The organism is Chitinophaga sp. 22620 (genome assembly GCF_052044405.1).
Classification (GTDB): Bacteria; Bacteroidota; Bacteroidia; order Chitinophagales; family Chitinophagaceae; genus Chitinophaga.
The window spans coordinates 108114-124227 of sequence record NZ_JBQEMV010000003.1 but is presented as its reverse complement, the minus strand read 5'-3'; the positions used below and the strand labels follow the sequence as shown (position 1 = coordinate 124227).

Below are 16114 nucleotides of genomic sequence, written 5' to 3'. Positions count from 1 at the left end.
CTGAGCCTGCAATCAAACCAGTATTAATTTAAAATTTTTTCATTAACCCGTAAGTCCCTGCCGGAGAGCATTCCAGCAAGCAGATATCTTATGCAGCTATTCTGATCCGCCGTGAAACCATATCACGGTAACGGGTATACTTTTTTAATTTTTTTCTTTTCATAAACCCAAAATCTGAAATGCTATGAAGAAGCAACACAGTTTTATTTTTTCCATCCTGTTCACTGCGGCGTTTGTAACCCTCGCCGCCTGCCAGAAAGACCAGAAGCCTGAAACAGCCGCCCAAAGCGAGATCCCCGAAGAAACACTTGCGCAGATCAAAGCGAAGGGGTTCAGCACAAACAATGTGCGGGCCTACAATGGCGGCTACATTGTTGAGAACGATATTTTCCTGGACCAGGAATCGCTGACCACGGAATCTTCCACGCCCAATGTACGCATCGCCGAAGTGGAGCAGTACCGAACCAACAACCTCGTGCGCAACCTGCCGCGCGTGATCCGCATCAAAGTGTCCAATCTCGGCGCCGCTTACATCCAGGGTACCGACCTGGCCATCCAGCGGTACAATGCGCTGGGGCTGAACATTACTTTCCAGCGCGTGACCAGTGGCTCGGCGAACATTACGATCAAAGGTTTTTACGAAGGGCCCAGCGGCGGCTTCATTACTTTGGGCTATGCCGGCTTCCCGACGAGGAACGGCAATCCTTACAGCAGCGTCAACATGAACACCCATCCGCAGGCATACGGCTCCAATCCCGATGTGCAGTACGTAGGTTCGGTTATCCAGCATGAGCTTGGGCATTGCATCGGCTTCCGTCATACGGATTATATGAACCGCGCATTCAGCTGCGGCGCCAGCGGCGCAGGCAATGAGGGCGCCGGCAGCATAGGCGCAGTGCACATCCCCGGCACGCCCACCGGCCCCGATGCAGGTTCCTGGATGCTGGCCTGCTCCAATGGCGGCAACCAGACGTTCAATGCGAATGATATCATTGCTTTGAATTACCTGTATTAAACCACCGGTAAAATAGGAAAGAGGCTGCCATTACAGGATGGAGCAGCCTCTTTTTTTATCTCTTCAAGTGTAAGGTCATGCAAGGTCCGCCAGCGCCGGCGTACTTCGTTTGAACGGTTGTTTTTTCCAGTAGGTGAGGCTGCGCCACACCCATTCCAGCGGCCCGAAGCGGAAATATTTCAGCCAGAGGTTGCTGAAAATGACCTGGAAGATCCATACGCCGAAAGTGATGAGGTACAGCTCATATCTTTCCACCGCCCCGTACCAGCGCAGCCCCACACCGTAAAAGATGAAGCCGCAGATAATGCTTTGCATCAGGTAATTGGTAAAGGCCATTTGCCCAACGGCCGCCATCCGTTTAAAGAAACCGGCGGCCAGGCCGTATTTGAACAGCAGCATCAGCAGGCCCAGGTGCCCCAGCAGCAGGAGTATCCGCCGGATCTCGTACCAGCTGATGAACACATTACCGGCCATCAGCGTATTATCAAAATCAAGACGCAGGGTAGAGCTCAGCAGCCAATAATTGAGCGGCAGACCCAACGCATAACCCGCCAGCATGAGCTTCCAGTAGAACGACACCGGCTTCAGGCCCGTAAGCACGCCGGTTCGGTAGAAATACATGCCTAAAAAGAAACAAAGCATCAGGTCCCAGAAAAAAAAACTGTAGATGCTGAACGACTGGTATTCTTTGTTCCTGGGAAAAATATGCGCCAGTGTTGTCGTGAAGCTGCCCCGGTAGGCATCTATTTCCTCTTGCGCTTCTTTAAGCAGTGCTTTCGGCGTGTGCTCCTTTTTATAGGTTTCCCATTTTTCCTTGTCTTTTTTTTGTTTTTCCGTGAGTTTCACTTTTTGTTTTTCCAGTTGCAGGGCGTATTCGCCTTTGGTGCGTTTGGCTTTTTGCTCATACAGGTTGGTAGTGCCCTTGAAGGTGCCGATGCACAAGGCAATGACCGCCATTATAAGGAGGAGCCTGGGTTTGGCGTGCCGGAAAGGATAAAGCAACAGGCCGCCGGCTGCGTACACGTACAGCACATCCCCGTTCCAGAGCAGCAGATTGGCGTCTATGAGCCCGAAAAGCAACAGCCAGAGCAGGCGGCGGTAGTAGATATCGGCGGGCGCTACGGCGCCGGGCGGTCTTTTTTCGAGCCGCTCCAGCAGCAGCACACAGCCGGCGCCGAACAGCAGGCTGAAAAAACCGCGCATGGTGCCTTCGAAGAACAGGCGCACGATCCACCAGGCGTAGTAATTGGGGCCGGAGAACTCGTTGCGCAGCCGGAGGTCGAAGTCCATCTGCTGCGGTATGCCAAAGAAAGGAATATTCATCAGTAAAATGCCCAGCAGCGCAACGCCGCGGAGGCTGTCTATGATCTGGAGCCGTTCCGATTGTTGCGTGGGAAGGGCGTACGTTGGAGTTGACATATGGGTAACGGGTTTCGAGGTTCGCAGGTTTTATTAAATATAAGGAAATTCGCCCATGCACTGTGAAATGCTGCCGAAAATGACGGGCTTTGCATACATTTGTAAGGCTTAAATGGAACCATTAGGAAGACTGATCTTGTATGCAACATCTCGCAGCGCTCAACAAATACTTCGTCAAATATAAATGGCTTTTCCTGCTGGGAATGCTTTTTACCTCGATCTCCATCGTATTCAGCGTTTTCCAGCCCATACTGGTCAGGCAGATATTCGACCTGCTGGACCAGAACCTGAAGAACTACCGGATGATCAGCGATTCGGACCTGAAAGCGCCCTTCCGGTCCGTGTTTTCAGGCACCCTTGCTTTTTACGGCCTGTCTATCCTGGGCCTTGCGTTGCTCAGCGGGTTCTTTATGTTCCTGCAACGGCAAACCCTCATCGTGATGAGCCGCCACATCGAATACGACCTGAAGAACGAGATCTTCCAGCAGTACCAGCGGCTGGATCTCAATTTTTTCAAAATGAACCGCACCGGCGATATGATGAGCCGCATCACGGAAGACGTGTCGCGCGTGCGCATGTACGTGGGCCCGGCGCTGATGTACGCCACCCGCACGGTGATCATGATGGTGATCATCATCTGGCTGATGTGGTCCGTGAACCCGGTGCTGACGCTGTATACGCTCAGCCCGCTGCCTTTGCTGGCGTTCACCATTTATTTCGTGAACAGGATCATTCATACCAAAAGCGAACGCATCCAATCGCAGCTCAGCAATATTACTTCCGTGGCGCAGGAAAACTATTCCGGCATCCGCGTGATCAAATCGTATGTGCAGGAAGAGCCCAGCGCCCGGCACTTCGAGGAAGCCAGCGAAGCCTACAAGAACAGCTCTATCAGTCTTGCGAAAACCGACGCCCTCTATCAGCCCGCTATGATGCTGATGATCGGCCTGAGCGTGATCCTGACCATTTTCATCGGCGGCATGCAGGTGATCAAAGGGAACATCACGATCGGCAACCTGGCGGAGTTCGTGCTCTATGTGAACATGCTCACCTTCCCGTTCTTTTCCATAGGCTGGGTGGCTTCCATGATACAGCGGGCCGCGGCCTCGCAGCAGCGCATCAACGAGTTCCTGGACGAGAAGCCGCAGATCCACGACCTGCCGGATGCGCGCTCCGTGTCGCTGCAAGGGGAGATACGCTTCCACAATGTGTCTTTCACCTATCCGCACACGGGCATCCAGGCGCTGAAGAATTTTGACCTGGCCATCAGGCCGGGGCAGAAGGTGGCCGTCATCGGCCGTACGGGCGCCGGCAAATCCACGCTGGCGCAGCTGCTCATCCGCATGTACGATCCGCAGGAAGGGAAGATCACGATAGACGGGTACGATATCCGCAGCCTGAAGCTCTCCGTGCTGCGCAACCAGATCAGCTATGTGCCGCAGGACGTGTTCCTGTTCTCCGATACGATCTCGAACAACATCCGCTTCGGCGAACCCACGGCAAACGAGGAGTCCGTACAACAGGCGGCCCGGCAGGCTTCCGTGGAGAAAGACATCCTGGCTTTCCCCGAAGGGTTCAGCACGGTGGTGGGAGAGCGGGGCGTAACCCTCAGCGGCGGCCAGAAACAGCGTGTGTCCATCGCCCGCGGCCTGATCCGCAACCCGGATATCATGCTGTTCGACGACTGTCTTTCAGCCGTGGACGCCCGGACGGAGAAGGAGATCATAGGCAACCTGTATGCCTATCTGCAACATAAAACGGCTATTATTATCACGCACCGCATCTTCTCGCTTTTTACGTTCGACCGGATCATTGTGCTGGACGAAGGGAGGATGGTGGAAAGCGGAACACATGAAGAATTATTGTCAAGGAATGGGTATTATGCCGAGCTGTACGCCCGTCAGCAATCGGGGGAGGAAGAACGCATAAACGAGTAAATGTCATTGGGTTGTAAACCGCTACCATCAAGCTTTGCGCGAAATATAAGATGATTTTTCAAAATCATTTAAAATTATTTTGATATTTGTAAAACAATAGTATATTTGTTGATTATTGATCATTCAAACAGGATTTGATTCGTTAACACTTAAATCTATCAACTGTGGCGTACGAAAACAACAATCAACAGGAAAGAAACAATGACAGCATCTTTTCCAAACGATTGAAAGCGGGCAAAAGAAGAACTTATTTCTTTGATGTGAAAACTACTCGGGGCAACGATTACTTTCTGACTATCACCGAAAGTAAAAAACGTTTCAACGACAATGGTTACGACAGGCATAAAGTATTCCTGTACAAAGAAGACTTTAACAAGTTTCTCAATGCTTTAACCGAAACCATCAACTACGTAAAAACCGAGTTGATGCCCGATTTCGACTTTGATGCTTACAACCATGATTATTCTGAGTCCCGCGAGGACGAGCAGGATGGTGAAGGTGTTGTATCCGAGGTTTCCGCACCCGTTCGTGCACAACACACCGAAGTAGCTGCCGAAGCTGAAGCTGAAGAAGCCCCGGCGCCCTCCGGAGAGGAAGTGGATAAATGGTAAGATTTCTTTTCTCCCTGTCAACTAAAATACTTAACCTCCGGAACCCCGGAGGTTTTTTTATGCCCTTACTTTACGGTTTGTTATCTCGCGAAAATGTAGCTCAGCGCCATGCCGGCATAGCTGCCGGAGATGGTATAGCTGCCTGCCATTACCGGGTGTTCAGGCAGGGTGAATTGGTAGTCCGCCGTTACATAATCTCTCAGTGAACAGGAAACTTTCAGGTTGGCCCTGACAAGATGTTTGTTCCGTAGCTTCCAGGCATAGCCGCCTGCGGCGTGGAGGTGAAACCAGGGTTTACCGCTTTCGTTGTTCTGCTGGCTGATGTTCAGGTAGGAATGATAAGCGCCGTTGTGGAAGAACAGGGATTCGGAACCGGATTCTACATAAGGGGCGTATAACAGGCTGATCCCGAAACTGGCATTCCACAGGTTGCGTTTGCTGTCTGACCATCTTTTTTCCAGTTCTACAGGTATTTTCACGTAGACCATATCCATGCTTCGCGCGGGAGCGCCGTTGTTAAAAAGATCATATTGAAGCGGGGGATTGGTGGTTTCCTTCGGTATGTAATACCGGAAATTATATCCACCCACGCCGGCGCCAGCGCTAATGACCAGCCAGTAATTATTGTCTATTTCCCTGTACCAGTTCAACAATCCTTCGAATGCCGGCTGCGGCGTACTTTCAGGTGCAAATCCTGCATAATTGCTGCGTATGCGCGCAGGAGCGGCCAGCCCGGCGATAACCGTCACCCCGAAAGCCCTGCTGTCCTTATAAGTGCTGTTGGCTACATATCTGCGGGATTGCTGGGCTTTTGCAAATGAATGGCTGAGAATGAGCAGCGCGAGAATGGGTATAGCGGCGAATGGTTTCATGGTTCCGTATGTCAGGCTAAATGATCTCCATGAATATACGGAATGTATTTAATATCAAAAAGCCCCGTCCCGGGCGGCCGGGCAGGGCTTTTAATTAAATTCAACTGCGTTTTAAGACCGCCATTGCTTGTAGGCATTGATCAGCCCGTTGGTGGAGGCGTCGTGGCTGGAAACGGCCTCGTTCCCGCTTAATTCAGGCAGAATCCTGTTGGCCAGCTGCTTGCCCAGTTCCACACCCCACTGATCGAAGGTGTAAATGTCCCAGATCACTCCCTGCACGAAGATCTTGTGCTCGTACATGGCAATGAGGGAACCCAGGCTGCGGGGCGTTATCTTTTTCAGCAGGAAGGAATTGGTAGGGCGGTTGCCGCTGAAAACCTTGTATGGTACCAGTTCTTCAGGCGTGCCTTCGGCTTTCACCTCTTCCGCCGTTTTCCCGTTCATGAGCGCTTCCGTTTGCGCAAAGAAATTGCTCAGCAGCTTGGGATGGTGGTCGCCAATGGGATTGTGGCTGATGGCGGGCGCTATGAAGTCGCAGGGGATGAGCTTGGTGCCCTGGTGTATCAGCTGGTAAAAAGCATGCTGACCGTTGGTGCCCGGCTCGCCCCATACCACGGGGCCGGTCTGCCAGCTTACGGGCTCGCCGTTGCGGCTGGTGCTTTTACCGTTGCTTTCCATATTCCCCTGCTGGAAATAGGCCGCAAACCGGTGCATATACTGGTCGTACGGCAGGATGGCCTCAGACTGCGCGTCGAAGAAGTTGCCGTACCATATGCCGATGAGCGCCATGATCAGCGGGATGTTCTGTTCAAACGGGGTATCGCGGAAATGGAGGTCTGCGGCATGTGCGCCATCCAGCAGGGCGGCGAAATGATCGTACCCCACGGTGAGCGCGATAGACAGGCCGATGGCGCTCCAGAGGCTGTAACGGCCCCCCACCCAGTCCCAGAAAGCGAACATGTTCTTAGCATCTATACCGAAAGCGGTCACCGCTTTTTCGTTGGTAGACAGTGCGGCGAAATGCAAAGCGATGTCTTTTTCAGCGCCGCCGTTCTCCAGGAACCAGCTGCGCGCGGAATGCGCGTTGGTCATGGTTTCCTGCGTGGTGAACGTTTTGGAGGCTATGAGGAAAAGCGTTTCGTCCGCCTTTACTTTTTTAAGCGTTTCGGCGATGTGCGTGCCGTCTACATTGGATACAAAGTAGGTCTGGATACCTTCCACCCAGTAGGGCTTCAGCGCTTCGGTGACCATTACCGGGCCGAGGTCGGAGCCGCCGATTCCGATGTTCACGATATAACGGATACGCTTACCCGAAAATCCTTTCCATTCGCCGTTGTGCACGCGCGCGCAGAAATCCTTCATCTGCCGCAGCACGGCATTCACCTCGGGCATCACGTCTTTGCCATCCAGCATCACCGGTGTGCTGGAGCTGTTGCGCAGGGCGGTATGCAGCACCGCGCGGCCTTCGGTGGCATTGATCTTTTCAGCGCCGAACATGGCTTTAATGGCTTCGTCTACCTTGCATTCCCGCGCCAGCGCCTGCAGGAGCTGCAGGGTCTCTTTATCGATGAGGTTCTTGGAATAATCGAACAGGATGTCTTCAAATTGCCGCGAAAAAGCCCCGAAGCGCCCGGGATCGCTTGCAAACAGGGCGCGTATGTGTTTTTCGCGCATCACCGCCGCGTGGGACTGTAATTGTTGCCAGGCTTTGGTAGCAGTAGGCTGTACGGATGGGAACATGATTTATCTGTTAATGCAGTTAATGATTCACCCAAAAGTACGCAGGCGAACCCAAAGAAGGAAACGGTGATTTACAGAAGCGGGCGTTTCCGCAACAATTGCATGAGAACGGACAATACCAGCACGGCAATCACCAGCGTGCCTGCGGCAATGATGGGCGCGGAATCGCGGGTGAGCGCGGCTTCCCGCTTGAGGATGATGCCGTAAAAGGCCCAGATGCCGGCCAGGCCGTACCAGATGTTGTTGTGCCGGAAGATCATGAACAGCGCGGCCAGCGTGCCGATGATCATGCCCGTGATGGCCCAGGTGACCTGGCCGAGGCCCCAGCCGGACCAGCCGATGGAAACCAGGAACGCAAAGATATTGGCGATGGCGGCAATGGCGATCCAGCCGAGGTAAACGCCGAAAGGGAAATGTATAAATATTTTTTCACGCAGCGGGGCACCGGGATGGGCTATACGGAAACTGGCGTTAATTTTCCCCAATGTGAACAGGAGAAGGAACATGAAGAGGAGGGAAAGCCATATCTGCTCGTAATGCCAGGCAAACAGCCAGCAGGCGTTGGCGAGGCAGCTGAGCAGGAACCAGTATTTCATGCGGGCGATAAACGCGCTGAGCTCCGCTTCATGGCCCTTGGTGAAGGAAAGCCAGAGCTGGTAGCCGGCAAACCCCAGCAGTCCCAGGTAAATAACGCTCCAGATGGAAAAGGTGACATTAGCAGGCGTGAAAAGATTGGGGTAGCGGTTGGAGATTTCCCCGGTGGTAAGGCCGTTCAGCGTAGCGGTATTGGCCATCACATTCACACCGATCACGACCAATAGGGCTATCAGGTTAAAAGAGGTCTGCTGCCGGTAATGGGGGAGGCTCATGCGGGTTTCCATGGGTTCGGATTTGAATTGAGTTCCAGCAAAAATCTTTCCAGTTCTAATTTACGCATTAAAAATGAGTCGCTTATGCGGTTTCATAATTCATTAATAAAGAATTATCTTTGCGGACTTATGACAGCAGAGCAACTTAAAGCTATGAGGGACCGCTTGTACGTCCTGGGAGGTTTTCTTTAACGTACAGGACCGCATAGACAAAATAGAAAATGATAAGCAGATGACGCTGGCGCCCGGGTTCTGGGACGACAACGAACGCGCGACTGCTATCCTGAAAGAGATCAAGGTGCACAAATTCTGGGTAGACCTGTATGAGAATGTGCGCACTGCCATAGACGACAGTGCCACCCTGCTGGAATTCCAGAAAGAAGGCGAAGCCACCGAAGAAGAAGTGAACGCGGCATACGACGTTGCCCTCAAGGCGCTGGACGAGCTGGAGTTCAAGAGCACGCTCAACCAGCCGGAAGACGAGATGCCCGCGGTACTGACCATCAACTCAGGCGCAGGCGGCACCGAAAGCCAGGACTGGGCGGAGATGCTGCTTCGCATGTACCGCATGTACGGCGAAAAGCAGGGTTGGAAAGTGAGCGAAATAGACGTGCAGTACGGCGACGGGGCCGGGATCAAATCCGCTACCCTGGAGTTTGACGGGGACTTTGCCTATGGCCTGCTCAAGGCCGAAAGCGGCGTTCACCGCCTCGTGCGCATTTCACCGTTCGACTCCAATGCCCGCAGGCATACTTCCTTTGCTTCCGTGTTTGTATACCCGCTGGTGGACGATACCATCGAGGTGACCGTGAACCCCGCAGACCTGGAATGGGAATTCTACCGTTCCGGCGGTAAAGGCGGGCAGAACGTGAACAAGGTGGAAACAGCGGTACGTTTGAAGCACATTCCATCCGGCATTATCATTGAATGCCAGCAGAGCCGCACCCAGGGCGAGAACCGGGAGAAGGCGCTGACCATGCTGAAATCGCGCCTCTATGAAGAGGAGATCCGCAGGAGGGAAGAGCTGAAGAACGCCACCAACGCCAATAAGCGCAAGATCGAATGGGGCTCGCAGATCCGTTCCTACGTTTTCCATCCGTACAAGATGATCAAGGACCACCGCACCGACTTTGAAGTGGGTAACGTTGGGCCTGTCATGGACGGAGAGCTGGACGGGTTTATCAAGGCTTACCTGATGATGCAGAAAGAAGATGAGAAAGGCTGATGAGATAGCCGGCCATTAAATAATAAACCAAAACAACAAAATCAAGCCATGCATAATGCTTATTTTGACTTTGCAGCGCCTCACAACGAACCTGTAATGAGCTTTGCGCCGGGTTCCCCTGAAAGAGCGGCATTAAAACAGCAGCTGGCCGCCTTCAAGGCCGTGCAGCTGGACATACCCATGTACATCGGCGGCAAGGAAGTACGCACCGGTAAAACGGTGGACATCCGCCCCCCGCACGAGATCAAACACAAGCTCGGCCATTTCCATATGGGAGACGCCGGCCATGTAAAAGACGCCATCAACGCTGCATTGGCGGCCCGCCAGCAATGGGCGGACACACCCTGGGAACAACGCGCCGCCGTGTTCCTGAAAGCGGCCGAACTGCTCGCCACCAAATACCGCGCGCATACCAATGCCGCCACCATGCTGGGCCAGAGCAAGAATGCCTACCAGGCTGAAATAGACAGCGCCTGCGAACTGATAGACTTCCTGCGCTTCAACGTACATTACCTTACCGAGATCTACCGCCAGCAGCCCGTTAGTTCCCCCGGCGTGCACAACCGCCTGGAATACCGTCCGCTGGAAGGTTTCGTGCTCGCGGTAACTCCCTTCAACTTTTCCGCTATCGGTGGCAACCTGCCCACTTCAGCCGCCATGTGCGGCAACGTGGTGATCTGGAAACCCGCCAATACACAGGTATACCATGCGTCTTTCTTCATGAAGGTGCTCATCGAAGCCGGCCTGCCTGACGGGGTGATCAACCTCGTGTATGCGGACGGCCCCACCATCGGCGACGTTTGTTTTGCCCATCCTGATTTTGCGGGCATTCACTTCACGGGCTCCACCGGCGTGTTCCAGACCATGTGGAAGACCATTGGCAACAATATCTCTAAATACAAAACATACCCGCGCATCGTGGGCGAAACCGGCGGTAAAGATTTCGTGATCGCGCACAGATCCGCTAACGTGGATGCAGTGGTGACCGCGCTGGCACGTGGCGCTTTCGAGTACCAGGGCCAGAAATGCTCCGCCGCTTCCCGCGCTTACCTGCCCAGCAACATTGCAGAAGAGATCAAATCGAAGCTGGCTGCCGAGCTGAAGACCATGAAAATGGGCACCACGGAAGATTTCTCCAACTTCATCAACGCCGTGATCGACGAACGTTCTTTCGACAAGATCGCTGCTTATATTGAAGACGCGAAGAAAGACCCGAAAGCGAAGATCATCGCCGGTGGCAACTACAGCAAAACAGAAGGTTATTTTATTGAACCGACCGTAATAGAAACTACCGATCCGAAATACAAGACCATGTGCGAGGAAATTTTCGGCCCCGTGCTCACTATCTACACTTATGATGCTGAGAAATGGGAAGAGACCCTCGAACTGGTAGACGGCACCAGCGAATACGCCCTCACCGGCGCAGTGCTGGCGCAGGACCGTTATGCGCTGGACCAGGCAACGAAGAAGCTGGTGAATGCTGCCGGTAACTTCTACCTGAACGACAAACCCACCGGTGCAGTGGTTGGCCAGCAGCCGTTCGGCGGCGCAAGGGCGTCGGGCACCAACGACAAAGCGGGTTCCCAGCTGAACCTGTACCGCTGGCTGAGCGCCAGGACCGTGAAGGAAACGCTGGTTCCGCCTACGGATTACCGTTACCCTTTCCTGAAAGAAGCATAAGGTAAGATTGTTTATATCCGCCGCCACAGCGGAATTATGTGAAACTAGATACGCGGCCGCTCCGGTTTTCCCGGGGCGGCTTTTTTTATGCGCGTGGTGATTTATGCTTTCAGCTTTTTGATCGCTGCCATGGCTTCTTCCACGTGCTGGGTGGACTGCGTCATGGAATTGAACTGGTGCACCACTTTACCCTTGTTGTCCAGCACATAGGTCACGCGGCCGGGCATCATCATGGTTTTGGGCACGCCGAACAGCTTGCGCACTTCGCCTTTGGTGTCGCTCAGCAAGGTGAAGGGCAGCTTGTATTTCTCGGCGAACTTCTTGTGGGAGGCCACATCGTCGGAACTGATACCCACCACCTGCACGCCGGCGTCCTGGAATTCGGCGAAGGAATCCCTGAAGGAGCAGGCTTCCTTGGTGCAGCCAGGCGTATCGTCTTTCGGGTAAAAATACACTACCACGGGGCCCTTAGCCAGCGCGGCGGACAGCTTGAAGGTCTGGCCGTCCTGGTCCTGCAGGGAGAAATCCGGCACGGTGGCGCCGGTAGCGATCTGTGATCTGGCATCGGAGAAGAGGCCGAAAAGTCCCAGGGTGATAAGCATGGTTCGAAGGAATTTCATGATTGCAATGATTATATGCTCAAATTTACATTAATCCTTATTTTTGGCCTTTATTAAATACCCTTTGTTTTGAAATCTATTCTTACAGACCGGCAATTAGCAATTACCATCGAGAGATTAAGCCACCAGCTGATAGAAAATCACCTGGACTTCAGCAATACCGTGATCGTCGGCCTGCAGCCCCGGGGTATTTACCTGTCGGACAGGATCTATCATACCCTCCGGCAGCTGCTTCCGGGTACAGACATCCCGTATGGTAAAATAGACATTACCTTTTACCGGGACGATTACAAGTCAGGCAAGAGCCTGCATGTGCCTAATGAGACCGACATCGATTTTTCCATAGATAACAAGCGTGTGATACTGATAGACGATGTGTTGTATACGGGCAGGACCATCCGCTCGGCCATGGACGCGCTGCTGGACTTCGGGCGCCCTTCCAGGGTGGAGCTGCTGGTGCTGGTAGACAGGCGTTTCAGCCGCGAGCTGCCTATCCAGCCGGATTACACCGGCCGTACCATCGACGCTATCATTACAGAACGCGTAAAAGTGCTTTGGAAAGAACGGGATGGTAAAGATGAAGTTGTGTTGATTGCTTAAACCTCTTATATTTGCACCTTAGAATGTCACTGTCTGTTAAACATCTGCTGGGTATACGCGATCTGACGCGTCAGGATATAGAGCTCATCTTTCAAACCGCCGATCAATTCAAGGAAGTTTTACAACGTCCTATCAAGAAGGTGCCCACCCTCCGGGATACTACCATCGTCAATGTATTTTTCGAGAACTCCACGCGCACGCGCATTTCCTTTGAGCTGGCTGAAAAGCGGCTGGGGGCTGATGTGGTGAACTTTTCCGCGTCCGGCAGCTCAGTATCCAAAGGCGAAACCCTGATCGATACGGTGAACAACATCCTGTCCATGAAAGTGGATATGGTGGTGATGCGCCATTCCGCCACCGGCGCCCCGCACTTCCTCAGCAAGCACATCAATGTGCCGATCGTGAACGCGGGAGACGGCATCAACGAGCACCCCACACAGGCCCTGCTGGATGCATTTTCCATCCGCGAGAGGCTCGGCGGCGTGGAAGGCAAAAAGGTCGCCATCTGCGGAGACATCATGCATTCCCGGGTAGCCCTCTCCAATATCTACTGCCTCAAGAAATTAGGCGCGGAAGTGACAGTAGTAGGCCCGCCCACGCTCATCCCCAAGCACATCGCGCAGGCACTGGACGTGAATGTGAGCTACAATATCCGCGAAGCCCTGGAATGGGCGGACGTGGCGAATGTGCTGCGCATCCAGCTGGAAAGGCAGAACATGCCCCTGTTTTCCTCCCTCCGCGAATATTCCCTCGCATACGGCGTGAACCGCAAATTGCTGGACAGCCTGAAAAAAGACATCGTGATCATGCACCCAGGCCCCATCAACAGGGGAGTAGAGCTTAGCTCCGACGTGGCGGATTCAGGCCAGAGCATTATCCTGGACCAGGTGGAGAACGGCGTGGCCACCCGCATGGCGGTGCTGTACCTGCTGGGCAGGAACGAATAACAACACAAACTCATCCCAATAAACAAAAACTCCTCCCGGCTGAGTGGAAGGAGTTTTTTTTATGAACACAAGTGAAGAAGCAGGATCAGTCATTCCTTAAACTATCCGAAGGATCGGCGCCGGCCGCGCGCCAGGTCTGCGAAACAATGGCCAGCAGGCAAACCGCCAGCACAGCGCCAAAGCAAGCCATCACGCTGCCCCAGCCAAAATTGATACGGTAAGGGAAACTATTCAGGAAGAAATTGCTGGCCAGCCAGCCTATCGGCAAAGCAATGCAGCCCGCAATGAGGATCATCTTCAGGAACCCGCGCGAAAGCAGCAGCACCAGGCTTTTCACATCAGCCCCCATCACTTTCCGGACGCCTATTTCTTTTTTGCGTAAAGCAGTAGAATAGATCACCATGGCCAGCAGGCCCATCACGGCGATGAGCACCGTCATGATGGAAATGTAACCCAGGAAAGACACGCTGTCGCCCTGCTTCTGGTCCCGGTACAGCACTTCCGCCAGCCATTCCGCCTGCAAAGGCTGGCCGGGGTATAATTTTGCCCAGGCGGCTTTCACCCTTTGCTCGAACTGCTCGGGGTCCGTATGCCCGGTTTTTACCTGCAGCAGCGTATAATCCCCGCCATTGGCCACAATGGCCATGGGCCGGATGGGCTGGCCGAGATGCTGGTAATTAAAATCTTTCAGCACACCCGCCACCGTGGCGGTAATGCTGTCGTTCACCTGCACAGGCTGGCCTGCCGCGCTGGCGGCATCTTTGAAACCAAGGCTGAGTGCCGCTTTTTCATTGATCAGCAGCTGCCCCGTTTGCCCCGCAAGGAAATTCTGCCCGGCAGCCATCCGAAGACCCATTACCGGGACGAAGTTCTCGTCGGCAGCGTAATAGTCCATTGAAGCGGGTTCTTTGGACAGCTTGCTTTTTACCGATAACTGGCCACCGAGGTATTTTTTAAAGTCGTACGACGCCGCGGCCACGGCCTGTACGCCGCTAAGGGCGGCGATCTCCTGGCGCAGCAGGTGGTCTGGGTTGCCCTGGAGCCTTATCGTGAGTACGTTCTCGGCCTGGTAGCCCCTGTTGGCCGCGGCCATGTGGGAGAACTGCCGGTAAAAGGCAAAGAGGAACACAGTAATGATGAGCGACAACGAAAGCTGGAATACCAATAAGCTCCTGCGCAGCCCCATTCTGCCGAACACGCGGTGGGAGGGAAGGCGCTTCAGCACTTCCGCGGGGTTGAAGGCGGAAAGTATCCAGGCGGGCAGCGTGCCCGCGAGCAGGCCGGTGAAGAGGCTGAACACGCCGAAAGACAGGAGTATCTTCCACTGCATCAGTTCGTTCACCTCGCCGGTATTGGCATTAAAAAGATTATGATGGCGGGAAATGATCTGCCCGAAGTACCCCAGCACCAGGGCCAGGAACGTGATCAGCACCGCTTCCATGATATACTGCCCGAACACCTGCCAGCGCGAAGCCCCGGCCACCTTGCGGATGCCCACTTCTTTAGCCCTGGACAGCGAGCGGGCGATGGAAAGATTGGTATAATTAAAACAGGCGGATATGAGGATGATCAGCCCCAGCCCGATCTCCGCCAGCACCTTGCCCCAGCTCTGCCCCCCGCCGATGTTGTTATATGTTTCTTCCCAGGAGGGTGTGATGTGGCTGAGCGGCTGCACCGGGAAGGAGATCGTGCCCTGTTTGGGATCGTTGTACAACGTGCGCGCCAGGCGGTCTGCCGCTGCCTGCAATTGTTTTTTACCGGCGCCGGGTTGCAGCAGTATATACGTATAGGCGTCCGCGTAAGTATTCCATGATCGTATCTTTTCCGGCAGCAGCTTATTTTTCTCCAGCTGCGCCACTGCGGCCGCGGGAGCGTATGCGTCGAACGCGATATGCGATTTCTGTGTTTGCGGTTCCAGCACGCCGGTCACCTGGAAAATGCCCAGCGGATCGATTTCCAGCGTTTTGCCCATCGCGTCGGCATTACCGAAATAACGCAGCGCGGCTTCGTGTGAAAGGATGATGCCGCCAGGCTGCGCCAGCGCCGTGCTTTCGTTGCCTTTGGCCAGCCTGAAGCCGAACACGTTGAAAAACGAAGGCGTGGTGAAAGCGCCGTAAAGCGGCAGCGAACGGTCACCGATGCGGGCGTTACCTTTCAGGGCAGGGTAGATATGCACCGCGTCCGCCACCAGGGTACTGTCGCCAAGCATGGCATCTTTCAAAGGCAGGGGAGAGCTGGCCAGCAGGAATTCTTTGCCTTCAGGGTTGCGCAGCTCTGTAAGCAGCCGGTAAGTGCGGCCGGGCTGAGGATGAAAGCCGTCGTAGGAAAGCGCATCCGCCACATGCAGTATCACCATCATACAAAGGCTCATGCTCATAGCCAGCCCGATGAGGTTGATAGCGGTAAATAGCTTGTGCCTTACAATGTTGCGGTAAGCAAGCAAAAGGTAGTTGCGGATCATGCCGGTAATTTAGGTGTTTTCCAGTTTTCAAAGGAAATGCCAAGGTTAAGGCTTTTCAAAGCTAGGGTAATACATATTTATGAAAAATATTTTATGTCCGGTAATGCACAATGGATGT

At 53.8% G+C, this 16114-nt stretch carries 13 protein-coding genes; 7 read left to right on the top strand and 6 right to left on the bottom strand.

The window, feature by feature from the left end:
- Positions 1-184: 184 nt before the first annotated feature.
- Positions 185-1015, top strand: coding sequence for a M57 family metalloprotease (locus tag ACTJIK_RS15870; protein WP_440647786.1), 831 nt, complete (start codon positions 185-187; stop codon positions 1013-1015).
- Positions 1016-1090: 75 nt separating this feature from the next.
- Here the strand turns inward: ACTJIK_RS15870 and ACTJIK_RS15865 are convergent, their stop codons facing one another.
- Positions 1091-2434 (bottom strand): DUF418 domain-containing protein, encoded by a 1344-nt coding sequence (locus tag ACTJIK_RS15865; RefSeq protein ID WP_440647784.1) that lies wholly within the window; start codon positions 2432-2434, stop codon positions 1091-1093.
- Positions 2435-2574: 140 nt separating this feature from the next.
- Here ACTJIK_RS15865 and ACTJIK_RS15860 point away from each other — a divergent pair, with 140 nt between their 5' ends.
- Together ACTJIK_RS15860 and ACTJIK_RS15855 are read left to right on the top strand one after the other, a co-directional pair.
- Positions 2575-4371, top strand: a complete 1797-nt coding sequence (locus ACTJIK_RS15860; RefSeq protein ID WP_440647782.1) for an ABC transporter ATP-binding protein — start codon at positions 2575-2577, stop codon at positions 4369-4371.
- Positions 4372-4535: 164 nt separating this feature from the next.
- The gene (locus ACTJIK_RS15855; protein ID WP_440647780.1) at positions 4536-4982 is read left to right on the top strand and encodes a DUF3276 family protein; all 447 of its coding nucleotides are present in this window, start codon (positions 4536-4538) and stop codon (positions 4980-4982) included.
- 80 nt (positions 4983-5062) lie between these two features.
- On the opposite strand, the gene ACTJIK_RS15850 is transcribed toward ACTJIK_RS15855, so the two are convergent.
- From ACTJIK_RS15850 to ACTJIK_RS15840, 3 genes are all read right to left on the bottom strand, one after another.
- Positions 5063-5854, bottom strand: a complete 792-nt coding sequence (locus tag ACTJIK_RS15850) for a hypothetical protein (RefSeq protein ID WP_440647778.1) — start codon at positions 5852-5854, stop codon at positions 5063-5065.
- 111 nt (positions 5855-5965) lie between these two features.
- Positions 5966-7594, bottom strand: a complete 1629-nt coding sequence (gene pgi, locus ACTJIK_RS15845) for a glucose-6-phosphate isomerase (protein ID WP_440647776.1) — start codon at positions 7592-7594, stop codon at positions 5966-5968.
- A 71-nt stretch (positions 7595-7665) separates the two neighbouring features.
- Complete coding sequence (locus ACTJIK_RS15840; protein WP_440647774.1) at positions 7666-8475, bottom strand: hypothetical protein; 810 nt, start codon at positions 8473-8475, stop codon at positions 7666-7668.
- A gap of 117 nt (positions 8476-8592) precedes the next feature.
- Here ACTJIK_RS15840 and prfB point away from each other — a divergent pair.
- Both prfB and pruA read left to right on the top strand, forming a co-directional pair.
- A protein-coding gene (gene prfB, locus ACTJIK_RS15835) for a peptide chain release factor 2 (RefSeq protein WP_440647772.1) occupies positions 8593-9688 on the top strand; the annotation gives its coding sequence in 2 pieces (ribosomal slippage) (positions 8593-8652 and positions 8654-9688; 1095 coding nt in all).
- Positions 9689-9736: 48 nt separating this feature from the next.
- Positions 9737-11368, top strand: coding sequence for an L-glutamate gamma-semialdehyde dehydrogenase (gene pruA, locus ACTJIK_RS15830; protein ID WP_440647770.1), 1632 nt, complete (start codon positions 9737-9739; stop codon positions 11366-11368).
- A gap of 101 nt (positions 11369-11469) precedes the next feature.
- Here the strand turns inward: pruA and ACTJIK_RS15825 are convergent, their stop codons facing one another.
- Positions 11470-11988 carry a peroxiredoxin gene (locus ACTJIK_RS15825; RefSeq protein ID WP_440647768.1) on the bottom strand — a complete coding sequence of 173 codons (519 nt, stop codon included), beginning with the start codon at positions 11986-11988 and terminating at the stop codon, positions 11470-11472.
- 69 nt (positions 11989-12057) lie between these two features.
- On the opposite strand from ACTJIK_RS15825, the gene pyrR reads away from it, so the two are divergent.
- The gene (pyrR, locus tag ACTJIK_RS15820) at positions 12058-12588 is read left to right on the top strand and encodes a bifunctional pyr operon transcriptional regulator/uracil phosphoribosyltransferase PyrR (protein WP_440647766.1); all 531 of its coding nucleotides are present in this window, start codon (positions 12058-12060) and stop codon (positions 12586-12588) included.
- An 11-nt stretch (positions 12589-12599) separates the two neighbouring features.
- A complete protein-coding gene (locus tag ACTJIK_RS15815; RefSeq protein ID WP_440647764.1) occupies positions 12600-13535 on the top strand; it encodes an aspartate carbamoyltransferase catalytic subunit in 936 nt (311 codons plus the stop codon).
- An 85-nt stretch (positions 13536-13620) separates the two neighbouring features.
- Here ACTJIK_RS15815 and ACTJIK_RS15810 read toward each other — a convergent pair whose 3' ends face one another.
- On the bottom strand, positions 13621-15996 hold the full coding sequence (locus tag ACTJIK_RS15810) for an ABC transporter permease (RefSeq protein WP_440647762.1): 2376 nt from the start codon (positions 15994-15996) through the stop codon (positions 13621-13623).
- Positions 15997-16114 lie beyond the last annotated feature (118 nt).

What these genes read in the sequence shown, in the direction of transcription:
- ACTJIK_RS15870 (WP_440647786.1), top strand. Translation starts at nt 185, where the DNA reads ATGAAGAAGCAACACAGTTTTATTTTTTCCATCCTGTTCACTGCGGCG.
- ACTJIK_RS15865 (WP_440647784.1), bottom strand. Translation starts at nt 2,434, where the DNA reads ATGTCAACTCCAACGTACGCCCTTCCCACGCAACAATCGGAACGGCTC.
- ACTJIK_RS15860 (WP_440647782.1), top strand. Translation starts at nt 2,575, where the DNA reads ATGCAACATCTCGCAGCGCTCAACAAATACTTCGTCAAATATAAATGG.
- ACTJIK_RS15850 (WP_440647778.1), bottom strand. Translation starts at nt 5,854, where the DNA reads ATGAAACCATTCGCCGCTATACCCATTCTCGCGCTGCTCATTCTCAGC.
- pgi (WP_440647776.1), bottom strand. Translation starts at nt 7,594, where the DNA reads ATGTTCCCATCCGTACAGCCTACTGCTACCAAAGCCTGGCAACAATTA.
- ACTJIK_RS15840 (WP_440647774.1), bottom strand. Translation starts at nt 8,475, where the DNA reads ATGGAAACCCGCATGAGCCTCCCCCATTACCGGCAGCAGACCTCTTTT.
- pruA (WP_440647770.1), top strand. Translation starts at nt 9,737, where the DNA reads ATGCATAATGCTTATTTTGACTTTGCAGCGCCTCACAACGAACCTGTA.
- ACTJIK_RS15825 (WP_440647768.1), bottom strand. Translation starts at nt 11,988, where the DNA reads ATGAAATTCCTTCGAACCATGCTTATCACCCTGGGACTTTTCGGCCTC.
- ACTJIK_RS15810 (WP_440647762.1), bottom strand. Translation starts at nt 15,996, where the DNA reads ATGATCCGCAACTACCTTTTGCTTGCTTACCGCAACATTGTAAGGCAC.